25 protein-coding genes are annotated in these 23,764 nt (G+C 63.1%); 3 read left to right on the top strand and 22 right to left on the bottom strand.

The window, feature by feature from the left end:
* Positions 1–181: 181 nt before the first annotated feature.
* The 12 genes from BTM36_RS10215 to BTM36_RS10165 form a co-directional block, all read right to left on the bottom strand.
* Positions 182–883: a response regulator transcription factor gene (locus BTM36_RS10215; RefSeq protein WP_006465132.1), complete on the bottom strand. Its 702-nt coding sequence runs from the start codon at positions 881–883 to the stop codon at positions 182–184.
* Positions 884–978: 95 nt separating this feature from the next.
* Entirely contained in the window at positions 979–1,248 is a 270-nt protein-coding gene (minE, locus tag BTM36_RS10210) for a cell division topological specificity factor MinE (RefSeq protein ID WP_006465131.1), read from the bottom strand.
* Between the two features lies 1 nt (position 1,249).
* Positions 1,250–2,065 (bottom strand): septum site-determining protein MinD, encoded by an 816-nt coding sequence (minD, locus tag BTM36_RS10205; RefSeq protein ID WP_006465130.1) that lies wholly within the window; start codon positions 2,063–2,065, stop codon positions 1,250–1,252.
* A gap of 79 nt (positions 2,066–2,144) precedes the next feature.
* Positions 2,145–2,954, bottom strand: coding sequence for a septum site-determining protein MinC (minC, locus tag BTM36_RS10200; protein ID WP_077236179.1), 810 nt, complete (start codon positions 2,952–2,954; stop codon positions 2,145–2,147).
* 12 nt (positions 2,955–2,966) lie between these two features.
* Complete coding sequence (locus BTM36_RS27750; RefSeq protein ID WP_139347118.1) at positions 2,967–3,215, bottom strand: hypothetical protein; 249 nt, start codon at positions 3,213–3,215, stop codon at positions 2,967–2,969.
* A gap of 57 nt (positions 3,216–3,272) precedes the next feature.
* Entirely contained in the window at positions 3,273–4,412 is a 1,140-nt protein-coding gene (locus BTM36_RS10195) for a BMP family ABC transporter substrate-binding protein (RefSeq protein ID WP_077236178.1), read from the bottom strand.
* A 94-nt stretch (positions 4,413–4,506) separates the two neighbouring features.
* Positions 4,507–5,427 (bottom strand): ABC transporter permease, encoded by a 921-nt coding sequence (locus BTM36_RS10190; protein ID WP_077236177.1) that lies wholly within the window; start codon positions 5,425–5,427, stop codon positions 4,507–4,509.
* A gap of 16 nt (positions 5,428–5,443) precedes the next feature.
* Complete coding sequence (locus BTM36_RS10185; protein ID WP_077236176.1) at positions 5,444–6,538, bottom strand: ABC transporter permease; 1,095 nt, start codon at positions 6,536–6,538, stop codon at positions 5,444–5,446.
* On the bottom strand, positions 6,531–8,075 hold the full coding sequence (locus BTM36_RS10180) for an ABC transporter ATP-binding protein (RefSeq protein ID WP_039873925.1): 1,545 nt from the start codon (positions 8,073–8,075) through the stop codon (positions 6,531–6,533). The genes BTM36_RS10185 and BTM36_RS10180 overlap by 8 nt, the downstream gene beginning before the upstream one ends.
* 206 nt (positions 8,076–8,281) lie before the next feature.
* On the bottom strand, positions 8,282–9,061 hold the full coding sequence (locus BTM36_RS10175) for an ABC transporter permease (protein ID WP_006461418.1): 780 nt from the start codon (positions 9,059–9,061) through the stop codon (positions 8,282–8,284).
* Between the two features lie 27 nt (positions 9,062–9,088).
* Positions 9,089–9,874, bottom strand: a complete 786-nt coding sequence (locus BTM36_RS10170) for an ABC transporter ATP-binding protein (protein ID WP_077236174.1) — start codon at positions 9,872–9,874, stop codon at positions 9,089–9,091.
* An 86-nt stretch (positions 9,875–9,960) separates the two neighbouring features.
* The gene (locus tag BTM36_RS10165) at positions 9,961–10,992 is read right to left on the bottom strand and encodes an ABC transporter substrate-binding protein (RefSeq protein WP_006461420.1); all 1,032 of its coding nucleotides are present in this window, start codon (positions 10,990–10,992) and stop codon (positions 9,961–9,963) included.
* A 710-nt stretch (positions 10,993–11,702) separates the two neighbouring features.
* Here BTM36_RS10165 and BTM36_RS10160 point away from each other — a divergent pair.
* Both BTM36_RS10160 and BTM36_RS10155 read left to right on the top strand, forming a co-directional pair.
* Positions 11,703–12,527 (top strand): outer envelope protein, encoded by an 825-nt coding sequence (locus BTM36_RS10160; RefSeq protein ID WP_077236172.1) that lies wholly within the window; start codon positions 11,703–11,705, stop codon positions 12,525–12,527.
* Between the two features lie 225 nt (positions 12,528–12,752).
* Positions 12,753–14,006, top strand: coding sequence for a urate hydroxylase PuuD (locus BTM36_RS10155; RefSeq protein WP_077236171.1), 1,254 nt, complete (start codon positions 12,753–12,755; stop codon positions 14,004–14,006).
* Positions 14,007–14,087: 81 nt separating this feature from the next.
* Here BTM36_RS10155 and puuE read toward each other — a convergent pair whose 3' ends face one another.
* The 5 genes from puuE to BTM36_RS10130 all read right to left on the bottom strand — a co-directional run bounded on the left by puuE (position 14,088) and on the right by BTM36_RS10130 (position 19,847).
* Positions 14,088–15,020 carry an allantoinase PuuE gene (puuE, locus tag BTM36_RS10150; RefSeq protein ID WP_006461423.1) on the bottom strand — a complete coding sequence of 311 codons (933 nt, stop codon included), beginning with the start codon at positions 15,018–15,020 and terminating at the stop codon, positions 14,088–14,090.
* A gap of 64 nt (positions 15,021–15,084) precedes the next feature.
* Positions 15,085–15,819: an aspartate/glutamate racemase family protein gene (locus BTM36_RS10145; protein ID WP_077236170.1), complete on the bottom strand. Its 735-nt coding sequence runs from the start codon at positions 15,817–15,819 to the stop codon at positions 15,085–15,087.
* Between the two features lie 40 nt (positions 15,820–15,859).
* Positions 15,860–17,335, bottom strand: coding sequence for an NCS1 family nucleobase:cation symporter-1 (locus tag BTM36_RS10140; protein WP_077236168.1), 1,476 nt, complete (start codon positions 17,333–17,335; stop codon positions 15,860–15,862).
* A gap of 237 nt (positions 17,336–17,572) precedes the next feature.
* Positions 17,573–18,331, bottom strand: a complete 759-nt coding sequence (locus tag BTM36_RS10135; RefSeq protein ID WP_039874068.1) for a GntR family transcriptional regulator — start codon at positions 18,329–18,331, stop codon at positions 17,573–17,575.
* A gap of 457 nt (positions 18,332–18,788) precedes the next feature.
* Positions 18,789–19,847: an adenosine deaminase gene (locus BTM36_RS10130; protein WP_077236166.1), complete on the bottom strand. Its 1,059-nt coding sequence runs from the start codon at positions 19,845–19,847 to the stop codon at positions 18,789–18,791.
* A gap of 294 nt (positions 19,848–20,141) precedes the next feature.
* On the opposite strand from BTM36_RS10130, the gene BTM36_RS10125 reads away from it, so the two are divergent.
* Positions 20,142–20,687 (top strand): hypothetical protein, encoded by a 546-nt coding sequence (locus tag BTM36_RS10125; RefSeq protein WP_077236165.1) that lies wholly within the window; start codon positions 20,142–20,144, stop codon positions 20,685–20,687.
* A gap of 46 nt (positions 20,688–20,733) precedes the next feature.
* Here BTM36_RS10125 and BTM36_RS10120 read toward each other — a convergent pair whose 3' ends face one another.
* The 5 genes from BTM36_RS10120 to BTM36_RS10100 form a co-directional block, all read right to left on the bottom strand.
* Positions 20,734–21,105: a type II toxin-antitoxin system HigA family antitoxin gene (locus tag BTM36_RS10120; RefSeq protein ID WP_077236163.1), complete on the bottom strand. Its 372-nt coding sequence runs from the start codon at positions 21,103–21,105 to the stop codon at positions 20,734–20,736.
* Positions 21,106–21,115: 10 nt separating this feature from the next.
* A complete protein-coding gene (locus BTM36_RS10115) occupies positions 21,116–21,415 on the bottom strand; it encodes a type II toxin-antitoxin system HigB family toxin (protein ID WP_077236293.1) in 300 nt (99 codons plus the stop codon).
* Between the two features lie 242 nt (positions 21,416–21,657).
* Entirely contained in the window at positions 21,658–22,392 is a 735-nt protein-coding gene (locus tag BTM36_RS10110) for an amino acid ABC transporter ATP-binding protein (protein WP_077236161.1), read from the bottom strand.
* Positions 22,373–23,029 (bottom strand): amino acid ABC transporter permease, encoded by a 657-nt coding sequence (locus BTM36_RS10105; RefSeq protein ID WP_006461431.1) that lies wholly within the window; start codon positions 23,027–23,029, stop codon positions 22,373–22,375. Before BTM36_RS10105 ends, BTM36_RS10110 begins: the two co-directional genes overlap by 20 nt.
* On the bottom strand, positions 23,026–23,697 hold the full coding sequence (locus BTM36_RS10100) for an amino acid ABC transporter permease (protein ID WP_006461432.1): 672 nt from the start codon (positions 23,695–23,697) through the stop codon (positions 23,026–23,028). The genes BTM36_RS10105 and BTM36_RS10100 overlap by 4 nt, the downstream gene beginning before the upstream one ends.
* Between the last annotated feature and the right edge of the window lie 67 nt (positions 23,698–23,764).

Here is a 23,764-nt window from a genome sequence, read left to right as displayed (position 1 = left end):
CTATGAGTCCCGAAACGGACAATTTCGAACAGTTTCGGCCCCGGTTTTGGGAATAATTATACTCTTCGGGCCATTCCGGGTTGGGACGGTCCCCGATAATCGGTATATGTCTGTGACATGGATCAGGTTTGGCGTGCACTGGAAACGACAAAAACAACAGCCCGCCGGCCGGCCCCGGCGGCTATTCCAGCCGTTCCAGCTGATAACCGTAGCCATAGACGGTCGCCAGCTGGTAGCCATTGGCCGGTTGCAGCCCCAGCTTGGTCCGGATGCGCGAGACATGGGTATCGATGGTGCGGGTCGGGGTCTCCGGCTCGGCGCCCCAGATGCGCTCCTGCAGGAAGGCACGCGACAGCGGGCGCCCCAGGTGTTGCATGAACAGCAGCGCCAGTTCGGCCTCCTTGCGGGTCAGCGTGGCATCCAGATGCGGCAGCCCCGGATGGGTCACCCGCAGGCGCGCCAGGTCGACCATGAAACCACCGGCCTCGACGATGCTGGGCGGCGCCTCATAGGGCTGCGCTGCCAGCAGCAGCAGGTCCAGGCGCAAAGCCAGTTCCTGGCGCCGCACCGGCTTGACCAGGAAATCGTCGGCACCGGCCAGCAGCAGGCTGCGCAGCCAGGCCTGGTGCGCCGGTGTGCACAACAGCAGCAATACCGGCCTGGCCTTGGCGGCCGCCGGCGGGCGATGGCGTTGCACCAGGGTCGTGATCGCCTGGAGATGCCGTTGCACGTCATCCAGGTCCAGCACCACCAGCTGGGCGCCATCGTCGCAGGCCGCAGCAAAGCCATCGGCGCCACGATAGACGGTGGCGTCGTGACGTTCGGCCAGTTGCGTCACCAGCGTGACGGTATCGGCGTCGGAAGAGATGATCCCGATCTTCATGGCATCAGGCTGGACAAGGGCAGGTTATCGACAAGGAGACTCAGATGGACGAAAGGGCAGCCAGGGCTGCCCTTGCATCGGTGGCGACCGTCGCGTCAGGCCGCCGGGACGTCGCTGTCGGGCAGCACCACGTTCACGTCCAGCACTTCCAGGTTGCCCTGGCGGTCCAGCGAGATCTTGATGTCGTCGGCATTGACCTTGGTGTACTTGGAGATGACCTCGATCAGTTCCTTGTGCAGGGCCGGCAGGAAGTCCGGACCCTGACGGCCATTGGAGCGCTCGCGGGCGATGATGATCTGCAGCCGCTCCTTCGCCGCCACCGCGCTCTTGGGCTTGCTGGGGAACAGGAAAGAAAGCAGGGACATGTCACTTACCTCCGAAGATGCGCTGCAGCAGACCCGGCTTTTCGTAGGTGGTGAAACGCAGTTCGACGGTCTCGCCGAGGAAGCGCGACACCACGTCCTGGTAGGCCTGCGCCACGTCGGAATCCTTCATGTGGATCGCCGGGGAGCCCTGGTTGGAGGCCTGCAGCACGGTTTCCGACTCGGGAATGATGCCGATCAGGGGAATGCGCAGGATTTCCTGCACGTCGGTATAGGACAGCATCTCGCCGTCTTCCACGCGCTTGGGCGAATAGCGGGTGATCAGCAGATGCTCCTTGACCGGCTCGCCGCCGGCCGAGGCACGACGCGACTTGGCCTGGATGATGCCCAGGATGCGGTCCGAGTCGCGCACCGACGACACTTCCGGGTTGGACACCACGATGGCCTCGTCGGCGAAGGTCAGTGCCATCACCGCGCCATGCTCGATGCCGGCCGGCGAATCGCAGATGATGTATTCGAAGTCCATCTTCGACAGGTCGCCCAGCACGCGCTCCACGCCTTCTTCGGTCAGGGCGTCCTTGTCGCGGGTCTGCGAGGCCGGCAGGATGAACAGGTTGTCGCAGTGCTTGTCCTTGATCAGGGCCTGGTTCAGCGTGGCTTCCTTGTTGATCACGTTGATCAGGTCGTAGACCACGCGGCGCTCGCAGCCCATGATCAGGTCCAGGTTGCGCAGACCGACGTCGAAGTCGATCACGGCCGTCTTGTGGCCACGCATGGCCAGGCCCGATGCGAAACTGGCGCTGGACGTCGTTTTGCCGACGCCGCCCTTACCCGAAGTCACAACGATGATTTTTGCCACGAAAAACTCCTTAAGAAGAACAGTACGCCGGTGGGGTCCGGCCCGATTATTCGTTTAGATGATGATGGTCACCGGAGGCTCACGACGCCGACATCGGCAGCACGTCGATGCGTTCGCCCTGCAGGCGCACCTGCACCTGCTTGCCCGCGAGCTCCGGCGCGTGACCGTTCTCGAAGGTTCGATAGACTCCGGCAATGGAAACCAGTTCCGCTTCCAGTGAAGCGGCGAAGATGCGCGCCTCGGTATTGCCCGACGCACCGGCCAGCGCCCGGCCGCGCAAGGGCGCGTAGACGTGGATGCAGCCGTCGGCGATCAGTTCGGCACCGTTGTTGACCGCAGCCAGCACCACCAGGTCGGCGCCACGCGCATAGATGCGCTGGCCGGCACGCACCGGAGTATCGACCACCACGGTACGGGCCTGGGGGGCGGCGGGCGCTTCAGGCGCGGCAGCCGGTGCGGAGGAGGCGGGTGCCGGTGCCGCAGCGACAGGCGCGGGAGCCGGTGCGGGTGCAGCCACGGCTTCCTGGGCGGCCTCCTGGGCGCGGGCATTGGCCGCGCCGGCGCCGGACACCGCCGAGGTATCGATGGCCAGTCCGTGGCCGACGATGCCGGGGTGCAATTGCTCGGGCGCGTTGCGCACCGCCACCGTGTTCAGGCGGAAGCGCTTGAACAGCGCCACCACGGCGCTCCAGTCGATGCCGGCAGCCGCCTCGGCGTCCAGGGAGCCGATATCGAGGACCGCGAACTCGTCTTCGAAGAAGTCGGCCACGCCACCGGTCATTTCCTTCAAGGCGGATTCCAGCGAAGTCGGATCAGTTTCATGCAGGATTGCCGAAATGGCAACCACAGTGGAAATTTTGATTTCGATCGGTTTGCGGGCTTTTTGCATAAATCCTGTAGTTCAATGCGGCAGAAAGTGAAGGAAAAAGCCAGCTTTCCGCCCGGGCTGGCTGTGCATTATACAGGCAGGATGCGGCTGCGATAGCGGTGGATCGCGGCTTTCAGCGGATATCCGCCGCACCGCCCGGAAGCCGAAATCGCCTATCAAAAAATTGTATGGAGGCAATATATAGACGAGAAGCGTCCTCTGTGGAATGCCGATTTGCCAAAAAAAAGCCGCCGACACCTCGCGGTGCCAGCGGCCTTTCATGCTCACTCCCGGTACGGGCGCCGTGACTGCGCCCGTACCACGGTAATACCGTAACAATCAGCCCGGAACCTTGCCGTCCACGCCTTCGACGTAGAACTTGATGCCATGCAGGAAGCCGTCATCGGCCACGGCGTCCTTGCCCAGCACTTCCTTGCCGGCGTTGTCCTTGATCGGACCCTTCCAGATCGGCGCGGAGCCATCGACGATGCCCTTCTTGCGCTCTTCCACCAGGGTCTTCACGTCAGCCGGCAGTTCCGGATTGAAGGCGGCCAGGTCGATGCCGTTTTCCTTCAGGCCGATCCAGCTGGTGCTGCTCTTCCACGAGCCATCCAGCACTGCCTGCACGCGGGCGGTGTAGTACACGCCCCAGTTGATCATCGAGGCGGCCAGGTGGGCCTTGGGGCCGAAGCTGGTCATGTCGCTGTCCCAACCGAAGGCATACACGCCCTTTTCCTGTGCGGTCTGGACCACGGCGGCGGAGTCGGTGTTCTGCATCAGCACGTCCACGCCCTGGCCGATCAGGGTGGTCGCAGCTTCACGTTCCTTGCCCGGATCGAACCACTTGTTCACCCAGACCACGGCGGTGGTCGCCTTGGGGTTCACCGAACGCGCGCCCAGGGTGAAGGAGTCGATATTGCGGATCACTTCGGGGATAGGCACCGAGGCCACCACGCCCAGCTTGCCGGACTTGCTCATCTTGCCCGCGACCACGCCGGCCAGGTAGGCACCTTCATAGGTACGCACGTCGTATTGCGCCAGGTTGTCGGCGGTCTTGAAGCCGGTGGCGTGTTCGAACTTGACGTCCGGGAATTCCTTGGCGACCTTCAACATGGCTTCCATGTAGCCGAAGGTGGTGCCGAAGATCAGCTTGTTGCCATCGGTGGCCAGCTGGCGGAACACGCGCTCGGCGTCGGCTGCGGATTCAGGAATGTTTTCCACGAAGGTGGTCTTGACCTTGTCGCCGAACTTTTCCTCGACGGCCTTGCGACCCTTGTCGTGGGCGAAGGTCCAGCCGGCATCGCCCACCGGGCCGATGTAGACGAAGGCTACCTTCAGCGGATCGGCGGCGGGAGCGGCGGCGGCCGGCGCAGCAGCGGGCGCGGCGGCAGCGGGTTCTTCCTTCTTGCCGCAACCGATCAGGGTTGCTGCCGCCAGGGTGGCGAGCATCGTCAAGGATGCCCTGCGCGAAATCTTCATTGTGTTCTCCCTCAAGGTCAGTGGATAAATACAGGTGCTGCTACAAAAACGAAACGAAAGCAAAAACGAAAGCCGCAAAGACCGTCTGCGCCGATCAGGACGCCCCGGGGCGGAAGGGCTTGCCCAGCGAGGCCGGCATGTTCAGGCGGATCCAGTCGGGGTTGCGCGAGATCAGCGCCAGCACCACGATGGTGGCCAGATAGGGCGCCATCGACAGGATCTGCGACGGCACCGTCACGCCCATGCCCTGCAGGTAGAACTGGGCGATGGTGACGCCGCCGAACAGCAGTGAACCCAGCAGTACCCGCGCCGGGCGCCAGGTGGCGAACGCGGTCAGGGCCAGCGCGATCCAGCCACGTCCGGCCACCAGGCCCTCCACCCACATCGGGGTATAGACCAGCGACATATAGGCCCCGGCCAGTCCGCAGCAGGCTCCGCCGAACAGCAGCGCCAGATAGCGGATGCCGCGTACCGAATAGCCCAGCGCATGGGCCGACTCCGGCGACTCGCCCACCGCGCGCAGCACCAGGCCGGCGCGCGTGCGATACAGGAACCAGATGCTGGCCAGACACAGCGCCAGCGCCACGTAGCTCATCCAGTGCTGGTGGAACAGCGCCTTGCCCAGGAAGGGAATGTCTGCCAGCAGGGGAATCGAATTGGGTTGGGCCGGCAGCGCCAGTCCGACGAAGCGCTGGCCGACGAACGCCGACAACCCCGCGCCGAAGATCGACAACGCCAGGCCGGTGGCCACCTGGTTGGTGGCCAGGCGCAGCGCCAGCCAGGCGAACAGCGTGGCCATCAGCATGCCGCACACGGCACCGGCCATGAAGCCCAGCAGCGGGCTCTTGGTGGCATAGCCCACGGCGAAACCGGCGATGGCCGCCACCAGCATCATGCCCTCGGCGCCCAGGTTGAGCACGCCGGAGCGTTCATTGATCAACAGCCCGATGGCCGCCAGCAGCAAGGGTGTGCCGGCATTGATGGAGGCTGCGATGAGAGGAGCGAGTTGTTCCATGTCCTGTCCTGATTCCTTAGACTTTCTTTTTCCACGCCAGGCGGTAATCGATCAAGGTATCGCAGGCCAGCAGCAGGAACAGCAGCATGCCCTGGAAGACCCCGGTGATGGCCGATGGCAGGCCCAGACGCGACTGCGCCAGCTCGCCGCCCAGATACAGCAGCGACATGATCAGCCCGCCCAGGATCGCGCCGATCGGATGCAGGCGGCCGATGAAGGCCACGATGATGGCCGCGAAGCCATAGCCCGGCGATACCGACGGCAGCAACTGGCCGATCGGTCCGGCGATCTCGAACGCCCCGGCCAGGCCGGCGAAGGCCCCCGAGATCAGGAGCGACACCCACAACGCCGAGCGTGCCGAGAAACCCGCGTAACGCGCCGCATGCGGCGCCACTCCGCCCACCATCAGCGAAAAGCCGCGCAGGCTGCGCATCATGAAGATCGCCATCAGCACCGCCAGCACGATCGTCACCGCAAAGCCCACGTGCAGGCGTGTGCCGGAGAGCAGCATGGGCAGCATGAACTCGCTGGAGAACACTTTCGATTGCGGGAAGTTCATGCCATTGGGGTCCTTCAGCGGACCATTGACGGCCCACATCAGCAACAGCTGCGCCACATAGGTCAGCATCAGCGACACCAGGATTTCATTGGCATTGAACTGGTCGCGCAGGTAGGCCGTCACCGCCGCCCACAGCGCCCCGCCGACCACGCCGGCCAGGATCATGAGCACCAGACCCATGCCGCCGGAGATACCATGTCCCGGCACATCCAGCCAGACCAGCATGGCGCCCGAGCACAGCGCGCCGACCGTGAACTGACCCTCTGCACCGATGTTCCAGATGCTGGCGCGGAAGCACACCGCCAGTCCCAGCGCACACAGGATCAGCGGTATCGATTTGAGCAACAGTTCGCTGATGGCGCGCTTGCCACTGAAGGGATCGACCAGGAACACCTTCAACCCGGCCAGCGGGTCCTTGCCCAGCGCCAGGAACAGCAGCGCGCCAAGCAGCAGCGTGGCGACGATGGCGATCACCGGCGAGAGGTAGGTCATCGTCTTCGACGGTGCGCCACGCAGCTCCAGGCGCAGCGGGAAACTCATGCGCTCAGCCATGACCCACCTCCGTGGCGGCGGGGGCATCCCACAGGCCGCTCATCCACACGCCGACCTGCTCGCGGGTGGCTTGCTCAATGGGAATGGAGGGCGACAGCCGACCCTTGGCGATGACGTGCAGGCGATCACATAACGCGAACAATTCGTCAAGTTCTTCCGAGATCACCAGCACCGCACACCCTTCCTGTTTCAGTTTCAAGATTTCGCCGTGGATCTGTGCCGCCGCGCCGACGTCCACGCCCCAGGTCGGCTGTGCCACCACGAAGACGGCGGGCTTGCGCTCCATCTCGCGGCCGACGATGAATTTCTGCAGATTGCCGCCCGAGAGGCTCTTGGCCGGCGCATCGGGGCCTGCCGCCTTGACCTTGAAGCGTTCGATGATGGAGGCTGCGGCGCGCCGGGTGAAGGCGAAATCGATCATGCCGCGCTTCACGTAAGGCGCCTTCTGGTGTGACAGCAGCATGTTGGCCGTCAGCGAGAGCGTGGGGACGGCACCGCGTCCCAGGCGTTCTTCCGGCACCAGGCCGAGGCCGGCGGCGCGACGCGGGTTGGGCGACAGATCACCGACCGCCTTGCCGCCCAGCATGATCATGTTGGGCGCGGCGCGCTGGTCCTCGCCCGAGAGCGCCGCCAGCAATTCCTGCTGGCCATTGCCGGACACCCCGGCGATGCCGACGATCTCGCCAGCCCGCACTTCGCACTCGATGTCCTTCAGTTCTGTGGCGAACAGGTGGGCCTTGGGCAGCGACAGGCGATTGACGTGCAGCTTGCGCTCATTGCGCTGCGAATCGGGATTGCGCTCGCGCTGCAGGCGCACCAGTTCGTCGCCGATCATCATGCGCGACAGGCTGGCGCTGCTTTCATTGCGCGGATCGCAGTTGCCGGTCACGCGACCGCCGCGCATCACCGTGGCGCTATGGCACAGGGCGCGGATTTCGTCGAGCTTGTGGCTGATGTAGAGGATGCTGCAACCCTCGTCGGCCAGGCGACGCAGGGTGACGAACAGTTTTTCCACCGCCTGCGGGGTCAGCACCGAGGTCGGCTCGTCCAGGATCAGCAGTTGCGGCTCGGTCAGCAGGGCGCGCACGATTTCCACGCGCTGGCGCTCGCCCACCGACAGGGTGTGCACATGACGTTGCGGTTCCAGTTCCAGGCCGTATTTCTCGCCGGTACGGGTGATGCGCTCGGCCAGTTCCTTCAGGTCGGTCTTGGCATCCAGGCCCAGGGCGATGTTCTCGGTCACCGTCAAGGTATCGAACAGCGAGAAATGCTGGAACACCATGGCGATGCCCAGCTTGCGCGCCACCTGCGGATTGGCGATCTGCACGGTCTCGCCGTTCCAGCGGAGTTCGCCGGCATCGGGCTTGACCGCGCCAAAGATGATCTTCATCAAGGTGGACTTGCCCGCGCCGTTCTCTCCGAGCACGGCGTGGATCTCGCCAGGCGCGACCGCCAGGCTGACATCGTCGTTGGCCAGCACGCCCGGATAGGACTTGCGCACGTGGCTGATTTCAAGACGGAGTGGAACTGCGCTCACGTGATTTCCCTGTGGTTTCGTATCGTTGTTGCTTCGATGGTCGCGGGCAGCCCCTCTGCCCCGGTTTCTTCAACTGCCTGCTGCGGCCTACCGTGCCGGTAGCGAGCAGCCGGCGCGTCCGCGCGACATCATAGACAAATTGGGCCGCGCCGCATACCGCTTTCGCCGTGTTGGCCCCGGCGCTGTGGCGCAAAGCCCGATTTGTTTCATTTTCCGCGATGCGCCCAGCCGGTGGTGCGCCGTTCGATGATCGCAAACAGTTCGTACATCGCCATGGCCATGGCGCCGATCACCACCAGCCCGGCAAAGGCCAGCGGCATCTTCATCGACGACCCGGCCGATACCAGCAGATAGCCGATGCCCTGGTTGGACGCATTCATCTCGGACACCGTGGAGCCCACGAAGGCCAGCGTGATGGCCACCTTCAGCGAGGCGAAGAAGTAGGGCATCGAGCGCGGCAGGCCCACTTTGAGCAGGATATCCATGCGGCGCGCGCCCAGCACGCGCAACACGTCCTCCAGTTCGGGCTCCAGCGTGGCCAGCCCGGTGGCGATGTTGACCATGATGGGGAAGAAGGAAATCAGGAAGGCCGTCAGGATCGCCGGGCCCGCCCCGATTCCGAACCAGACCACCAGCACCGGCACGAAGGCCGCCTTGGGCAGGGCATTGAAGGCCGTCATCAGGGGATAGGCGGCGGCATACAGCATGGGCGAGGAGCCGATCACGAAGCCCAGCGTCACGCCCACGAACACCGCAATGGCAAAGCCCACCATGGTGACCCAGAAGGTCGAGAGCGCATGCTCGGTGATCGGCCCGGCATAGTCCACCATGGCCTGCAGGATGGAGGCCGGGCTGGGGAAGATGAAGTCCGAGACCTGCCAGACACTGCAGATGAACTGCCAGATGCCGAGGATGACGATCAGCAGGAACCACGGCGCGAGCGTGGTGGCGGCCTGGTTGAGCTTGCCGTTGAACGGTGTTTTCATGTTGGGTCCTTGGCCGGTCGATCAGGGTCAGGTATTGCGCACATGGCCGATGTGCTCGCGCAGTTCATGCACCAGCGCGCTGAAGCCGTCGGTATAGGTGGTTTCCAGGTCGCAGGGACGCGGCAGCGGGTTTTCGCGGCGCACCACGATGCGCCCCGGGCGCTTGCTCATCACGTAGATGGTGTCGGCCAGGAAGGCGGCTTCGCGCAGGTCATGCGTGACCAGGATGACGTTGAAGCGGCGCTCGGCCCACAGGTCGCGCAGCACGCACCACAGTTCCTCGCGGGTGAAGGCGTCGAGCGCGCCGAAGGGCTCGTCCAGCAACAGCATCTTGGGTTCGTGGATCAGCGCCCGGCAGATCGAGGCGCGTTGCTGCATGCCGCCCGACAGTTGCCAGGGAAACTTGTCGGCGTAGCCCTCCAGGCCTACGGTCTTCAACAATTTCAGGGCGCGCTCGGTATATTCGGCCTTCTTCTGCTTGAAGTCGCGCCGGTAGGGCTCGACGATCTCCAGCGGCAACAGCACGTTGTCCAGCGTAGTGCGCCACGGCAACAGGGTCGGCGCCTGGAAGGCCATGCCCACGAACTTCAGCGGCCCGGTCACCGGCTGACCATCGATGACGACGCTGCCGCGATTGGCTTGCTTGAGGCCCGTGGCCAGTTTCATGAAGGTCGACTTGCCACAGCCGGAGGGGCCGACGATGGCGATGAATTCGCCCGCGCGGGTCTGCAGGTCGATGTCTTCCACCGCAAAATCGGTGGCGCCATCATAGGCCAGGTAGACGTGGCGGAAATCGACGAAGGGTTCGCTCATGGAAACGGTCTGCCAAGGATGCGGCCTGGATCCTGGCTGGCCCTTTGTGGCCAGCCAGGGTCGTGGCCGGAAAAAATATAAATGATTTACTTCGGGAACACGTCCAGCTCGGCCTTGGAGGGCAGGAAGCTGGCATTCCAGATCTTGTCGGCATTGACCCGCGTCTTGGTGCCGTAGGCATCCGAGACCTGCGAGGCCATCAGCGTCAGGCGCGGGCCATAGACCTGGCCATAGCCTTCCGACTTGGCATGCGGCGTGGCGATGGCGCTGGCAATGGCCAGCTTCAGGCGACGCAGTTCGAGTTTTTCGTCGATCAGGCCGTCGCGCTCCTTGAGCACCTTGATGGCGGCGTCCGGATTGGCCATCACGTCACGGCTGGCCTTGGCGAAGGCGCGCAGGAAGCCCTTGATGGCTTCCGGCTTCTGCTTGACCATGGCGTCGGAGGCGATGATGGCGTTGCCGTACAGACGCACGCCATAGTCCGGATACATCATCACGTTGATGTCTTCATCCTTGATGCCGCGGGCATTGAGGTTCAGCAGGGAGGTGAAGTAGAAACCGGTGATGGCATCCACATCGCCGCGGGCCAGCATGGTTTCACGCAGCGGCGGGTCCATGCTGGTCCACTGGGTCTTGGTGGCATCCAGGCCGTTGGCCTTGGCAAAGATGGGATAGGCACGGCGACCGGCGTCGAATACCGGTGACCCCAGCTTCTTGCCGACCAGGTCGGCCGGTTTCTTGATGCCGGATTTCTTGAGCGAGAAGATCGCCGCCGGCGTGTCGTTGTAGACCATCATTACGCCCACCGGCTTGCCCGGCGCATCCGGGTTGTTGGCGGTGAATTCCATCAGCGCGGCCATGTCGGCAAAGCCCATGTCATAGGTGCCCGAGGCCACGCGGTTGACCGCATTGCCCGAGCCATTGCCGGCGTCGATGGTGACATCCAGTTTTTCCTGGGCGAAGTAACCCTTGGACTTTGCTACCAGGAACAGGGCCGACGGACCCTCGAAACGCCAGTCGAGCTGGAACTTGATCCTGGTTTCCTGGGCGGCCGCGAGGGTGCAGCTGGCGCCCAGCAGCAGGCTGATGCCGAATTTGAAGAACTTGCTGGAATGCACGGTGGACTTCCCTTCCTGGTTCGTTTGAATGGCAGATTCCCACCGGTTAAAAGCATTTAATGTGCCAAGCGCCGACCCACCCCGTTGAGCACCCTCACGCTCCCCGCGGCTCGCGGCCGCAAGTGCAATCCGGTCGGCAGGCCGGTCAGCAAGCCACTGGGCAATGATCGACAGCGCCTGGATTTTTTGTCGACAATCAAAAAATCCATTTGCGACAATTTGGTGCTTGTCTGCACCTTCATAGATAAAAATGCACTAAAAAAAATACGATGACGAGGCTGGAAGGCTTATCGGCTGCGCCTTTGCCAGTTCCCTGTCGGTTGTGGGCAGAGCGGTTTGATTGTTGACAATCGAAGTGACGGACCCGGGGTGTCGCCCGCGAGCCCTTGGGATTCGGCCCGGACTCGGCTAGGATTGCGCCCCTGCGCGGGCCGATGCCTGTCCTTTCGGGGGAAAGCGACTCGTGTTTTAGACCGCCGCAGACAAGTCAACCGAAGCCCCGGAAGGGCTGGCACGGGCTTTGCGTAATGGCTGCCGTCGGTGCGGGTGTCGGCAGTGCTGTCAGCAATTTGCCAGGCCTTATTTGACGAGTGCAAGCACTTAAGGGGGCGGATCTCGATGCTGTGGCGGGGAGAGTGCAGTACGCCGCAGGATCGAACCGGGCTCCGGGTCAACAGTCATTTTTTAGACAAGCAACACAGGGAGAAACTATGAAGACGGGTATCAAGGGGAAGTACTGGATGATGGCGGCGGTAGTCGCCTCGGCGGCATGCAGCATGTCAGCTCATGCACTGGACTGGGCGGACAACTCAATCGGCTACCGTTACGGTACCCGTTTTGCCGAGCCCTACAATTCGCAGGATATCAGCAAGAACATCGTCAACTTCCAGCATGCAAGCGGCTACAAGTACGGCACCAATTTCCTCAACATTGACATGCTGCTGTCGGATAACAAGGATGACAATGCCCGGGAATTCTACGTCGTCTATCGCAACACGCTGGATATCGGCAAGATCAGCGGCAAGGACCTGTCCTTTGGCCCGGCGCGTGGGGTTGGCCTGACCTTGGGTTTTGACTGGAACACCAAGAACGACAAGGGCTACGGGTCCAAGAAGCGCATGTGGGTGATTGGTCCGACCCTGATGATGGATGTGCCTGGCTTCCTGAATGTGAGTGTGCTGGCGCTCTTCGAAAGCAACAAGCCCGTTGGCGTGGCGAGTCGCTATGAGTATGACACGCACCCGATGCTGAACCTGGCCTGGGGTATCCCTCTGGGCGCTTCCGGCTGGGCCTTCGAAGGCTACATGAACTACATCGCGGCCAAGGGCAAGAACGAATTCGGTGGCTCCACCGGTCCCGAAGTCAACTTCGATGGCCAGGTCATGTACGACCTGGGTACCTCGATGGGCATGGGTAAAAACAAGTTGCGCGTCGGCCTGGAATACCAGTACTGGCGCAACAAGTTCGGCAACCCGTCCAACGTCCCGGGCTCGCTGGCCAAGACCCCGATGGTGCGCGCCGAGTACCACTTCTAAGCGGTCCGGTCGCTGCCGCTGCTGGCAGCATCATGGCGATGCCGGATCATTCGATCCGGCATTTTTTGTTGGCGCGCCGCCTGCGTGGCGCGAGCCGGAATTGGCTACACTGTCGGTCCCCGGGTGCATGGATGGCGCGCCCGGAACGGCGGGGCGGCAATCCCGGAAATGGATCACCCCCGGGTCGTGAGGGGAATGATCGGCGGTACTTGAGAGCGGAACATCATGGAAGCATATCTACTCGACTGGCTGAACCTGCTGCTGCGCTGGCTGCACGTGATCACGGCCATTGCCTGGATCGGTTCATCCTTCTATTTCGTCTGGCTGGACAACAGCCTGGTGGCGCCCACCGATCCCGAGCTGAAGGAAAAAGGCGTCGGTGGCGAACTGTGGGCGGTCCATGGTGGCGGCTTCTACAATCCGCAGAAATACCTGCTGGCGCCCAAGGCCTTGCCTGAGCATCTGCACTGGTTCTACTGGGAGTCCTACAGTACCTGGCTGTCGGGCTTCGCCCTGTTTTCACTGCTGTACCTGTTCAATGCCAATGTGTTCCTGGTGGACCGCAACGTGTTCGACATGTCGGCCTCGATGGCCGGCGGCACTGCCATCGCCTTCCTGCTTTTCAACTGGCTGATCTACGACGCCATCTGCAGCACCATCGGCGACCGTCCCGGTGCGGACCGGCTGGTCAACCTGCTGGTGGGCCTGCAGGTGATCGTCTCGGTGTGGGCGGCCTGCCATCTGTTCTCGGGACGGGCGGCCTTTCTGATCAGCGGTGCCTCGCTGGCCACCATCATGAGTGCCAATGTGCTGATGTGGATCATCCCGGGCCAGCGCAAGATGGTGGCGTCGATGCGCGCCGGGCAGGCGCCCGACCCCATCCACGGCAAGCGCGGCAAGCAGCGCAGCGTGCACAACACCTACTTCACCCTGCCGGTGTTGTTCGCGATGCTCTCCAATCACTACAGCATGACCTACAGCGCGCCACATAACTGGCTGGTGCTGCTGTTCATCATGGCCGCCGGCGCCCTGATCCGGCAGTTCTTCGTGTTGCGCCACAAGGGCGTCTACAACTGGTGGTATCCCGGAGCTGCCGTGCTGCTGCTGCTGGCGGTGATCATCTGGATGAGCCCGGCGATGCAGGCCAGACCGGCTGCCCCGGCCGCTGCTGCTGCCACGCCTGCCGAGGCTGCTGGCGCGGCGGCAGCGCCATCGCCATCGGCTGGCGGGTTTGCCCAGGTGCAGCAGGTGATACAGGCGCGCTGCATCCAGTGCCATGCGGCCAAGCCGACGCTGATGCCGGTGCCGGGCAAGGGCGTGCTGCTGGATAGCCCCGACAACATCGCCCAGCATGCGCAGCAGATCTATCAACAGGCCGTGGTGCAGAAGTCCATGCCACTGGGGAACATGACCCACATCACCGATGACGAGCGGGCGGTGATCGGCAAGTGGTTCGAGAGCGGTGCCTCCATCAAGTAAAAATGCCGCCAGCAGAAGCTGGCGGCATCGGTCCTGATGTTGATGTCATGCAGGGCGTCCGGCCATCCGACGCCCTTCTCTTCAGCGTTGCGCGAAGGGATGCGTCTTCTGCCAGTGCTCGGCGATATCGATGCGGCGGCAGATCCAGACCTTGTCGTGTGACTGCACGTAATCCAGGAAGCGCTGCAAGGCGCGGAAGCGCCCCGGACGTCCCAGCAGGCGGCAATGCATGCCGATGGAGAGCATCTTCGGCGCTTCTTCTCCCTCCTCGTACAGCACGTCGAAACTATCCTTCAGGTACTGGTAGAAATGCTCGCTGGTGTTGAAGCCCTGCGGCGTGGCAAAGCGCATGTCGTTGGAGTCCAGCGTATAGGGGACGACCAGATGCGGACGCTTTTCGCCGCTGGCGGTCTCGACCTCGGTCCAGAACGGCAGGTCATCGCCGTAGTAATCCGAGTCGTAGGCGAAACCGCCATGCTCCACCACCAGTTGCCGGGTATTGGGTGAATCGCGGCCGGTGTACCAGCCCAGCGGGGCCGATCCGGTGAGTTCACGGAAGATCTGCACGGCCTCGCGCATGTGGGCGCGTTCGGTCTCGATGTCCATGCTCTGGTAATGAATCCAGCGCAGGCCGTGGCAGGCAATCTCGTGACCCAGCTCCTGGAACGCCTGCGTGACGTCGGGTGAACGCTGCAATGCCATGGCCACGCCGAAGATGGTCATGGGCAGGCCGCGTTTCTCGAATTCGCGCAGGATGCGCCAGACACCCACCCGTGAGCCGTATTCGTAGATCGATTCCATCGACATGTGCCGCGCCGGATACGCCGCCGCGCCCACGATCTCCGAGAGGAACTGCTCCGAGGCGGGGTCGCCGTGCAATACGCAGTTCTCGCCGCCTTCTTCGTAGTTCAGCACGAATTGCAGCGCCACCCGCGCCTGGCCGGGCCAGTGTGCGTGCGGCGGGTTGCGGCCGTAGCCGGCGAGGTCGCGTGGGTAAGTTTGTTGCTGTGACATAAGTTCTTCGTTTGGCTATCAAGAAAGAAAACCGCAGCGCCCGACAACGGCGCTGCGTGGGAAATCAGATGCGTGCAAAACCGCTGAGCAAACCATGATAAGCCTTGGGCAACGGGCGCGCCCATTCGCCACCCTTGGCCGTACCCAGGCCCAGTGCCACCAGCGACTCGGCCAGCTTGACGGCGGCGGTGACGCCATCGATCACCGGCGCACCGATGTCGCGACCGATTGCCGCGCACAGGTCGGCCATGCCGGCACAGCCCAGGACGATGGCCTCGGCGCCGTCTTCGGCCAGCGCACGCCGGCATTCCTCGGTGATGCGGGCACGCGCATCGGAGGCCGGGTTCTCCAGCTCCAGCACCGCGATCTCGCAGGCGCGCACGTTGCGGCAGAAGCGCTGCATGCCGTAGCGCTCGGCCAGGTGCCAGGCCATGCCGCTGGTGCGCGCCAGCGTGGTCACCACCGAGAACGAAGGGGCGACCAGGCTGGCCATGTGCATGGCCGCTTCGGCAATCCCGATCACCGGACCACGGGCCAGCTCGCGTGCCGCCGACAGTCCCGGGTCGCCGAAGCAGGCGATCACGTAGGCATCCATGCCGGCGCGCTCGCCCTCTTCGATTTCCTGTAGCAGCCCCGGCACGGCCAGCGCCTCGTCATAGTGGCTCTCGATCGAGGCCGGCCCCATCTGCGGACTCACGCCCGTGATCTCGGTGCCGGGCGCGGCCACCTGGCGGGCGCAGGCGGTCATGGCCGCGGTCATGCTCATGGTGGTGTTGGGATTGATCAGCTTGATGCGCATGCTTGTTCCTTGATGCAAGGGGAGACGATGTCGACGGCGTTCAGCGCTTGCGCGTGAACATCAGGTAGAACACCGAGCCCAGCGCCGCGCCGATGAACCAGGAGAAGTCGGCCGCCTTGCGCAATTGCGGCAGCATGACGCAGGCCACGCAGACGGCAGCGGCCAGCACCAGCGCCTTGACGGCGTCGCGGTTGATCCCGTTGGTGTACCAGTAGCGACCCTCCGGACGCATGGTGTACAGGTCCTCGACCTTGACCTGGCGTTGCTTGACCAGGTAGTAGTCCGCCAGCAGGATGCCGTACAGCGGGCCGATGAAGCCGCCCAGCACATCCAGGGTGTAGTGGATCACTTCCGGATTGCCGAACAGGTTCCAGGGCGTGATGAAGATCGAGGCCGTGGCCGCGATCATGCCGCCGGCACGCCAGCTGATGCGGCTCGGCGAGAGGTTGGAAAAGTCGAAGGCGGCCGAGACGAAGTTGGCCACGATGTTGATGCCGATGGTGGCCGTCAGGAAGGTCAGTGCGCCGATCACCGCGGCCGTGGTGCTGTCGATGCGCGAAACGGTTTCCACCGGGTCGGTGATGAGTTCACCGAAGACGGCAATGGTGGCCGAGGTGGTCACCACGGTGACGATCGAGAACGCCAGGAAGTTCACCGGCAGGCCCCAGAAGTTGCCGCGCTTCACATCGGCGAAGCTATGGCAGTAGCGCGAAAAGTCGCCGAAGTTGAGCATCGGCCCGGAGAAGTAGGACACCACCAGCGAGATGGCCGTGATCATCACCGAGACTGCCGCCCAGCCGCTGTACTTGATCTCGCCCAGGTTCAGGCCGACGTTCTGCCAACCGGCCTTGTAGATCATCCAGCCGGCCAGCAGGAACATCACCACGTACACCGCCGGTCCGGCGAAGTCGATGAATTTCTTGATGGTCTCCATGCCGTTCCAGAACACCAGCGCCTGCAGCACCCACAGCAGCAGGAAGCCACCCCAGCCCAGCGCCGAGAGGCCGGCGAAGGAGTGCACGTGGACATCGGCATAGGGCTTCAGTTCGGGGAAGAACTTCAGCACCACCACCACGAAGGCGGCCGAGGCCAGGTAGGTCTGGATGCCGTACCAGGCCACCGCGATCAGGCCGCGGATCATGGCCGGCACGTTGGCCCCCAGCACGCCGAAGGACAAGCGGCTCATCACCGGATAGGGCACGCCATGCGCCTGGCTGGGACGCGCCACCAGATTGCACAGCAGGTAGACGATGCTGATGCCGATCAGCAGCGAGATCAGCACCTGCCAGCTGGTCAGGCCCAGTGCGAACAGGCTGCCGGCGAAGACATAGCCGCCCACGCTGTGCACATCGGACATCCAGAAGGCGAAGATGTTGTAGGAACCCCAGGTCTGTTTTTTCAGCGGGGCGAGGTCTTCATTGGTCAGGCGCGCATCATTGCCGCCGGTGGCACCGGTGGCACCGGTGGCGCCAGCAAGCGCAGGGCCGGAAGCAGAGGGGGAAGCATCGGTAGTCATGGCCGGTCTCCATCAGAGAGAAAGGGTGGGGCGAAACGAATCACGCCCGGCCGGGGCCGGGCTGTTCAACGGACTTCCTGCATGCTCTTGGCGGCATGGTGGTGGTCACACGGTCGGTGCTGCAGCGAGCCGCGCGACGTGGCCCTGTCTGTTGCTGACTTCCTTTTTCACTTCCTTCTTCCATCTTCCCGACGCCCCCTGTCGGGGGAAATCAGGATATGCGCGCCGGCCCGTGGTTCACAGTCCCTTGCCGAGCACGGCGCGCAGATCGAACTGGTCATCCGCATCCGGCCGTACCCGGTCCTCGCACAAATGCAAGTGATGTGCCATATGCGACTGGGCTGCGGCGATGTCGCCCTGTTCCAGCGCTTCCAGCACGGTCTCGTGTTCATCGAAGGAGCAGGCGTTGTGGCCCGGCGCCTCCGTCTTGGCAATCATCAGCGTGGTGCGCGAGACCAGCTTGCGCAGCGTCTCCACCAGCAACGCGTTGCCGGTCAGTTCCGCCAGCGCCAGGTGGAACTGGGCCGAGAGCCTGATCCAGCGCGGCCGGTCGCCGTTGAGATAGCAATCCCGTTCTTCTTCCACCATGCGCCGCAGGCCGGCGATCTGGCGCGTCCCGGCGGCCTGCCCGACCTTTTCCAGCACCGCGTGTTCGAGGATGTTGCGCAACTCGAACATGTCGCGCACCTCGGCGTGCGAGGGACTGGCGATGAAGGCGCCGCGATTGGCTTCCAGGTCCACCATGCCCTCCGAGGCCAGTCGCGAGAGCACCTTGCGCACCGTGTGGCGGGCCGTGTCGTAGATCTGGCACAGCGTCTGCTCGGTCAGCTTGGTCCGCGGCGGCAGCCGGTGTTCCATGATGGCGTCGTAGATGTCCTGGTACATCCTCTCCTCGACCGCCCCGGTGTGTTCACGCTCGCGGGCGCTGGTACCGGAACTGGCACTGGCACGCGTGGCGGGGGCAGGGGGGCGGGCGGTCTTGTTGGCTTTGTTCATGGTGATCGTGCTCTGGCTGGTCATTCTGGTCTGGAAGGTCTTCGCCGGATGACGAGGGAGTGCAGGAATCGTCAACAATCGCGGAACAGATGTGCAACAAAACGGGGCTTATTCTGCACCAAAAAGAGAGGAATGTGTCCCCCTTTGGTTCAGCCATCTGTCGCGTTTCGATGCTGCGATGCAGCGCCGCTCAGCCTGTACTGCCTTGAAGGCCAGTGCTTGTCGGCATGTTGCAGGGCATGATCTGCGTTCCACAGATTGTCGGCAATCCGTCTCGTGATTCCCGGCAAAAATCCTGCTCAATGGCGTAGTCCAGTTGCCGTCATTCACGGACGGGACGGTTGCCAATTCAGGGCCACACGCATGCAAGAAGCGTGCTTGCCGGCGTCACGCCCAACAAAAACGCCCGGCCAGGGCCGGGCGTGGAAGGCGGAAAGCGGGGCAAAGCGGGCTGTGCTCAGTGGGCGGCGGCGTACTGTTCCAGTTCCTGATGCAGGATGGCCTTGTCCTCGTCCGACAGGAAGCAGGCGTCGATGCCATTGCGTGCCAGTTGCAGTACCTGTTGGCGCGACAGATCGAGCGAGCGCGCCACGGCGTGGTAGTTGGCATTCATGTAGCCACCGAAGTAGGCCGGGTCGTCGGAGTTGACCGTCACCGCCAGCCCGGCATCGAGCAGGCGCGCCAGGTTGTGTTCTGCCATGTCCTTGACCACGCACAGCTTCAGGTTGGACAGCGGACACACCGTCAGCGGCGTGCGCTGCTGCGCCAGGCGTTGCATCAGGGCCGGGTCTTCCTCGCTGCGCACGCCATGGTCGATGCGCTCCACGTGCAGCACGTCCAGCGCACCGATGACGTAGGCGGCCGGGCCTTCCTCGCCGGCATGGGCCACCAGGCGGAAGCCCAGTTCGCGGCAGCGCGCATAGACGCGTTCGAACTTCTCCGGCGGGTTGCCGCGCTCGGAGGAATCCAGGCCGATGCCCAGCCACAGGTCGGCATATTGCTCGCGCAGCGGCAGGGCGGCCTCCAGGGTGGCGAAGGCATCTTCTTCCGACAGGTGGCGCAGGAAGGACATGATCATCACGCTGCCGAAACCATCGCGACGACGCGCATCGCGCAGCGCACCGGCGATGCCGGCAAACACGGTGGCGATTGGAATGCCGCGCTCGGTATGGGTCTGGGGATCGAAGAAGATCTCTGCATGACGCACCTGGTCGGCCTGGGCGCGGGCGATGTAGGCAGCCGTCATGTCGTAGAAGTCCTGCTCGGTGCGCAGCACGTTGGCGCCGGCGTAGTAGAGGTCGAGGAAGGACTGCAGGTCGCTGAAGTTGTAGGCGGCGCGCAGGTCTTCCACCGAGGCGTAGGGCAGATCGACCTGGTTGCGCTGGGCCAGGGCGAACATCAGCTCGGGTTCCAGCGTGCCTTCGATATGCAGATGCAGTTCGGTTTTCGGCATGCCGGCGATGAAGCCGTCGAGGGCGGTGCCGGTGGCGGTGGAGGAAATGGCTGCTGAGCTCATGGAGACGACCCTTCAAAAATGGCGGTAACAGGGGAGGCGGGCATAGGCTGGCCCCGGGCCAGTTCAAGCAAACGGGGTTCGCGCCAGTATGGCCGCCTTCCGGACCCCGCATTATCACGCAAATCCCATACCGGGCTCCATCTGCGTACGCGATGCTGAACCATCCGCAGGCGCCAGGCTCTGAGTAGCACGGTATCAGGCATCCCGTCAGACGGGACTTTGACGGGGATGCAAGGAAATATCGCCAGCGACCGGCAAGACATGATTAAATGCTAAGCTTCTTGGGGGAAACGAATGCGCAACACGATCAGGGGTACTGTGCAGTGGATGTTGACCGGAACCATGCTGGCCACCATGGCCGGCTGTTCCATGATGCCGTGGACCGAAGAGGAGGACCCCACCGTGGTCCCCTACAAGACCATTCTCAGCGGTTCCTACCAGGGCTTCCTGAAGAACTGGGATGACCAGCGCCAACCGGTCTTCTGCGCCCTGATCCGCAGCCGCAGCGAATGGGACCGCTGGATGCAGCCGGCCCCGACCAAGGGTGACCAGCGCCCCACCGGCCCCTCGGCAGATCACTTCGAACGCAAGCAATACCTGCTGGTGGCCCGCACCATGAGCGCCCCGGATGCGGCCGAACGTCCGCATGTCTTCACGCCGCTGTCGGTCCGCCTGCGCGATGGCCGGCTGCGCCTGAACTACCTCTATCGCGCCCCGGCCTCGGGCGCTTCCTACCGCATCAAGGATTACCTGATGGTGGCCATTCCCAAGGAACGCTTCACCACCGGACCGGTGGTGTTCTATGAGAATGATCGCAAGGTGTGTGAGCTAGACCGTTGAACGGCGGCACTGGCTGAAGCACGCGCCCGGCAGGCAGGGCCTGGCTTCAGGGTCTTGCCAGCTTGATGGGTTTGATCAGGCTTTCTGCCGGTATGCCCAATCCTTGATTGAGCTTCCAGATCATCGACAAGGTCAGCGGGCGTTTGCGATTCAGGATTTCATACACCCTGTTGGGCCGCCCGATGAAGGGCTCAAGATCCTTCACGCTCAGGCCGGCTTGCTCCATCCGGAATTTGATCGCTTCCACCGGATCGGGCAGGTCGATAGGGAAATGCTTTGCTTCGTAGGCCTCGACCAGCGTCACCAGGACGTCCAGCCTATCCCCATCAGGCGTGTTCCGCCTGGCCGACATGAGGCCGTCGATTTCCGCCAGCGTGGCACGATAGTCGGCCTTTGTCTTGATCGGCTTGATCTCCATGGTCTTTCCCTTAAATCGTCTGCGCGTCGATGCGATCGTACTGGGCGTGCGTGCCGATGAAGCGGACGTAGACGACGCGATAGTCGTAGTTGATCCAAACCACCAGTCGGTATTTGTTACCCCCCAGGTTGAATACCACCCGCCCATCCTTGAGGATGCTGGCATTGCCAAAACTGGCTTTGACGTCGCTCGGTTTCTTCCAGTGCGCCAATAGCGTATCCCGGTACCATGCGTGCCCGGGCTCTCTGGCATCCATATGCGCTGGATGGTTCCAGAACGCCTGTAAGGTGGAAAGGGCGATGATACGCATGGCACTGCTCATCCTGATGTCCTTGATTTTAGTCCCAAAATGGGACTATCTCAAGATTTGCTTGGTGGTGTGGTGTCCCTGGTCGGTACGAAATCACATGACGGCATGACTGGGACGCGTGCACCATAGCAGCCATCCCCTTTCCAGTCCGCCATCGCCCAATAAAAACACCCCAGGTCCGGAAAATCTTCCGTACCTGGGGTGTCTTCTATCCGGCAATCGATGCAGTACAGTGCCGTCGCTCAGGCGCCCTGCGTCATGCCGATGAACTGCTGCAGTTCCGGTGTCTTCGGATTGCCGAACAGTTCTTCCGGCGGTCCGATCTCATGGACCTTGCCCTGGTGCATGAAGACCAGGCGATTGCAGACCTCGCGGGCGAAGCGCATTTCGTGGGTCACCATCAGCAGGGTCATGCCTTCCTTGGCCAGACCGCGCATGACGGTCAGCACTTCATTGACCAGTTCCGGATCCAGCGCCGAGGTGATTTCATCGCACAGCAGGGCCTGCGGGCTCATCGACAGTGCGCGCGCAATCGCCACGCGCTGCTGCTGGCCGCCGGAGAGCTGGTCGGGGAAGGCGTCGAACTTGTGACCCAGACCGACCTTCTCCAGGTTGGCCTTGGCCGTGGCCATGGCTTCGGCTTCGGACGTGCCCTTGACGATCATCGGCGCGATCATCACGTTGCGACCCACCGACAGGTGCGGGAACAGGTTGAACTGCTGGAAGATCATGCCGACCTTCAGGCGCAGGTTGCGCAGTTCCAGTTCGCTGGCGCCCAGCTTGGCGCCGGCCACGCTGATGTTGCCTTCGTCGATGCTCTCCAGACCGTTGATGCAGCGCAGGAGGGTGGACTTGCCCGAGCCGCTCTTGCCGATGATGGCGATCACTTCGCCGGGCTCGACATCCAGGCTGATGCCCTTGAGGACCTCGTTGTCGCCGAAGCGTTTCTTGACGTTGTCAATGGCGATGAGCGGCATTGTATTTCCTTTCTAAAGACTGGCTGTACTTGGACAGCGGCCAGCAAAGCACGAAGTAGAAGGCGCCCACGATGGCGAACACCGTGAAGGGGCGGAAGGTGGCGTTGGTGATGACGGTGCCGGCCTTGGACAGTTCGATGAAGCCGATGATGGAGGTCACCGCAGTGGACTTGATGATCTGCACGCCGAAGCCGACGGTGGGCGCAATGGCGATACGGAAGGCCTGCGGCAGCACGATGTAGCGCATCTGCTGGAAGTAGCCCATGGCCAGCACCGAGGAGGCTTCCCACTGCCCCTTGGGTACGGCTTCCACGCAGCCGCGCCAGATTTCGGCGAGATACGAGGCGCTCCAGCACATCAAGGCCAGTCCTGCCGCCAGCCAGGCCGGCACTTCGATGCCGAACAGCGCGATGCCGAAGAAGACCAGGAACAGCTGCATCAGCAGCGGCGTGCCCTGGAACAGTTCGATGTACAGCCGCGCCACCTGACGCAGCCAGTTCTGGCGCGAGGTGCGCATGAACAGGATGATCAGGCCCAGCGCGCCGCCGAGCAGGAAGGTGACCAGCGAGAGCAGGATGGTCCAGCGCCACGCCAGCATCAGGTTGCGGACGATGTCCCAGGTGGTGAACGAGATCATGCGGTCCTCCGGGCGGTGATGAAGTATTGGCCGATCAGGCGCAGCAGTTGGCGCAACAGGATGGCCAGTACCAGGTAGATGGCGGTGGCCACGATGTAGGCCTCGAAGGCGCGGAAGTTGCGGCCCTGGATGTAGTTGGCGGCGAACGACAGTTCTTCCACCGCGATCTGCGAACACACGGCCGAGCCCAGCATGACGATCACCACCTGCGAGGACAGCGCCGGCCAGATCTTCTGCAGCGCCGGGCGCAGGATGATGTGGCGGAAGATCTGCATGCGCGACATCGACAGCGATTGCGCCGCTTCGATCTGGCCGCGCGGGATGGCCTGCACGCCGGCACGGATGATCTCGGTGCTGTACGCGCCCAGGTTGATCACCATGGCCAGGATGGCGGCGCTGATTTCACTGATATGGATATTCAGCGAAGGCAGGCCGAAGAAGATGAAGAACAATTGCACCAGGAAGGGCGTGTTGCGGATCATCTCCACATAGGCGCTGACGATGGGCTTGAGCCAGCCCGGTCCCTGCGTGCGCGCCCAGGCGCCGAAGATGCCCACGGCCACGCCGAGCACGCCGCCGATGGCAATGAGCTCGATGGTGGTCACCACACCCTTGACGATGACGTCGGTGTAGTCGAGGGTGGAAAGGAAATCGAATTGATAAGCCATGATATCGTGTCTGCCCTGCCTTTATATTGCTGCGTGCTGCCGGGTTGTCCGCCTGCCCTGCGATGGT

Origin of the sequence: Herbaspirillum sp. VT-16-41, assembly GCF_001994935.1 — a bacterium.
Classification (GTDB): domain Bacteria; phylum Pseudomonadota; class Gammaproteobacteria; order Burkholderiales; family Burkholderiaceae_D; genus Herbaspirillum; species Herbaspirillum frisingense.
This window is presented reverse-complemented; position numbering and strand designations above follow the sequence as displayed.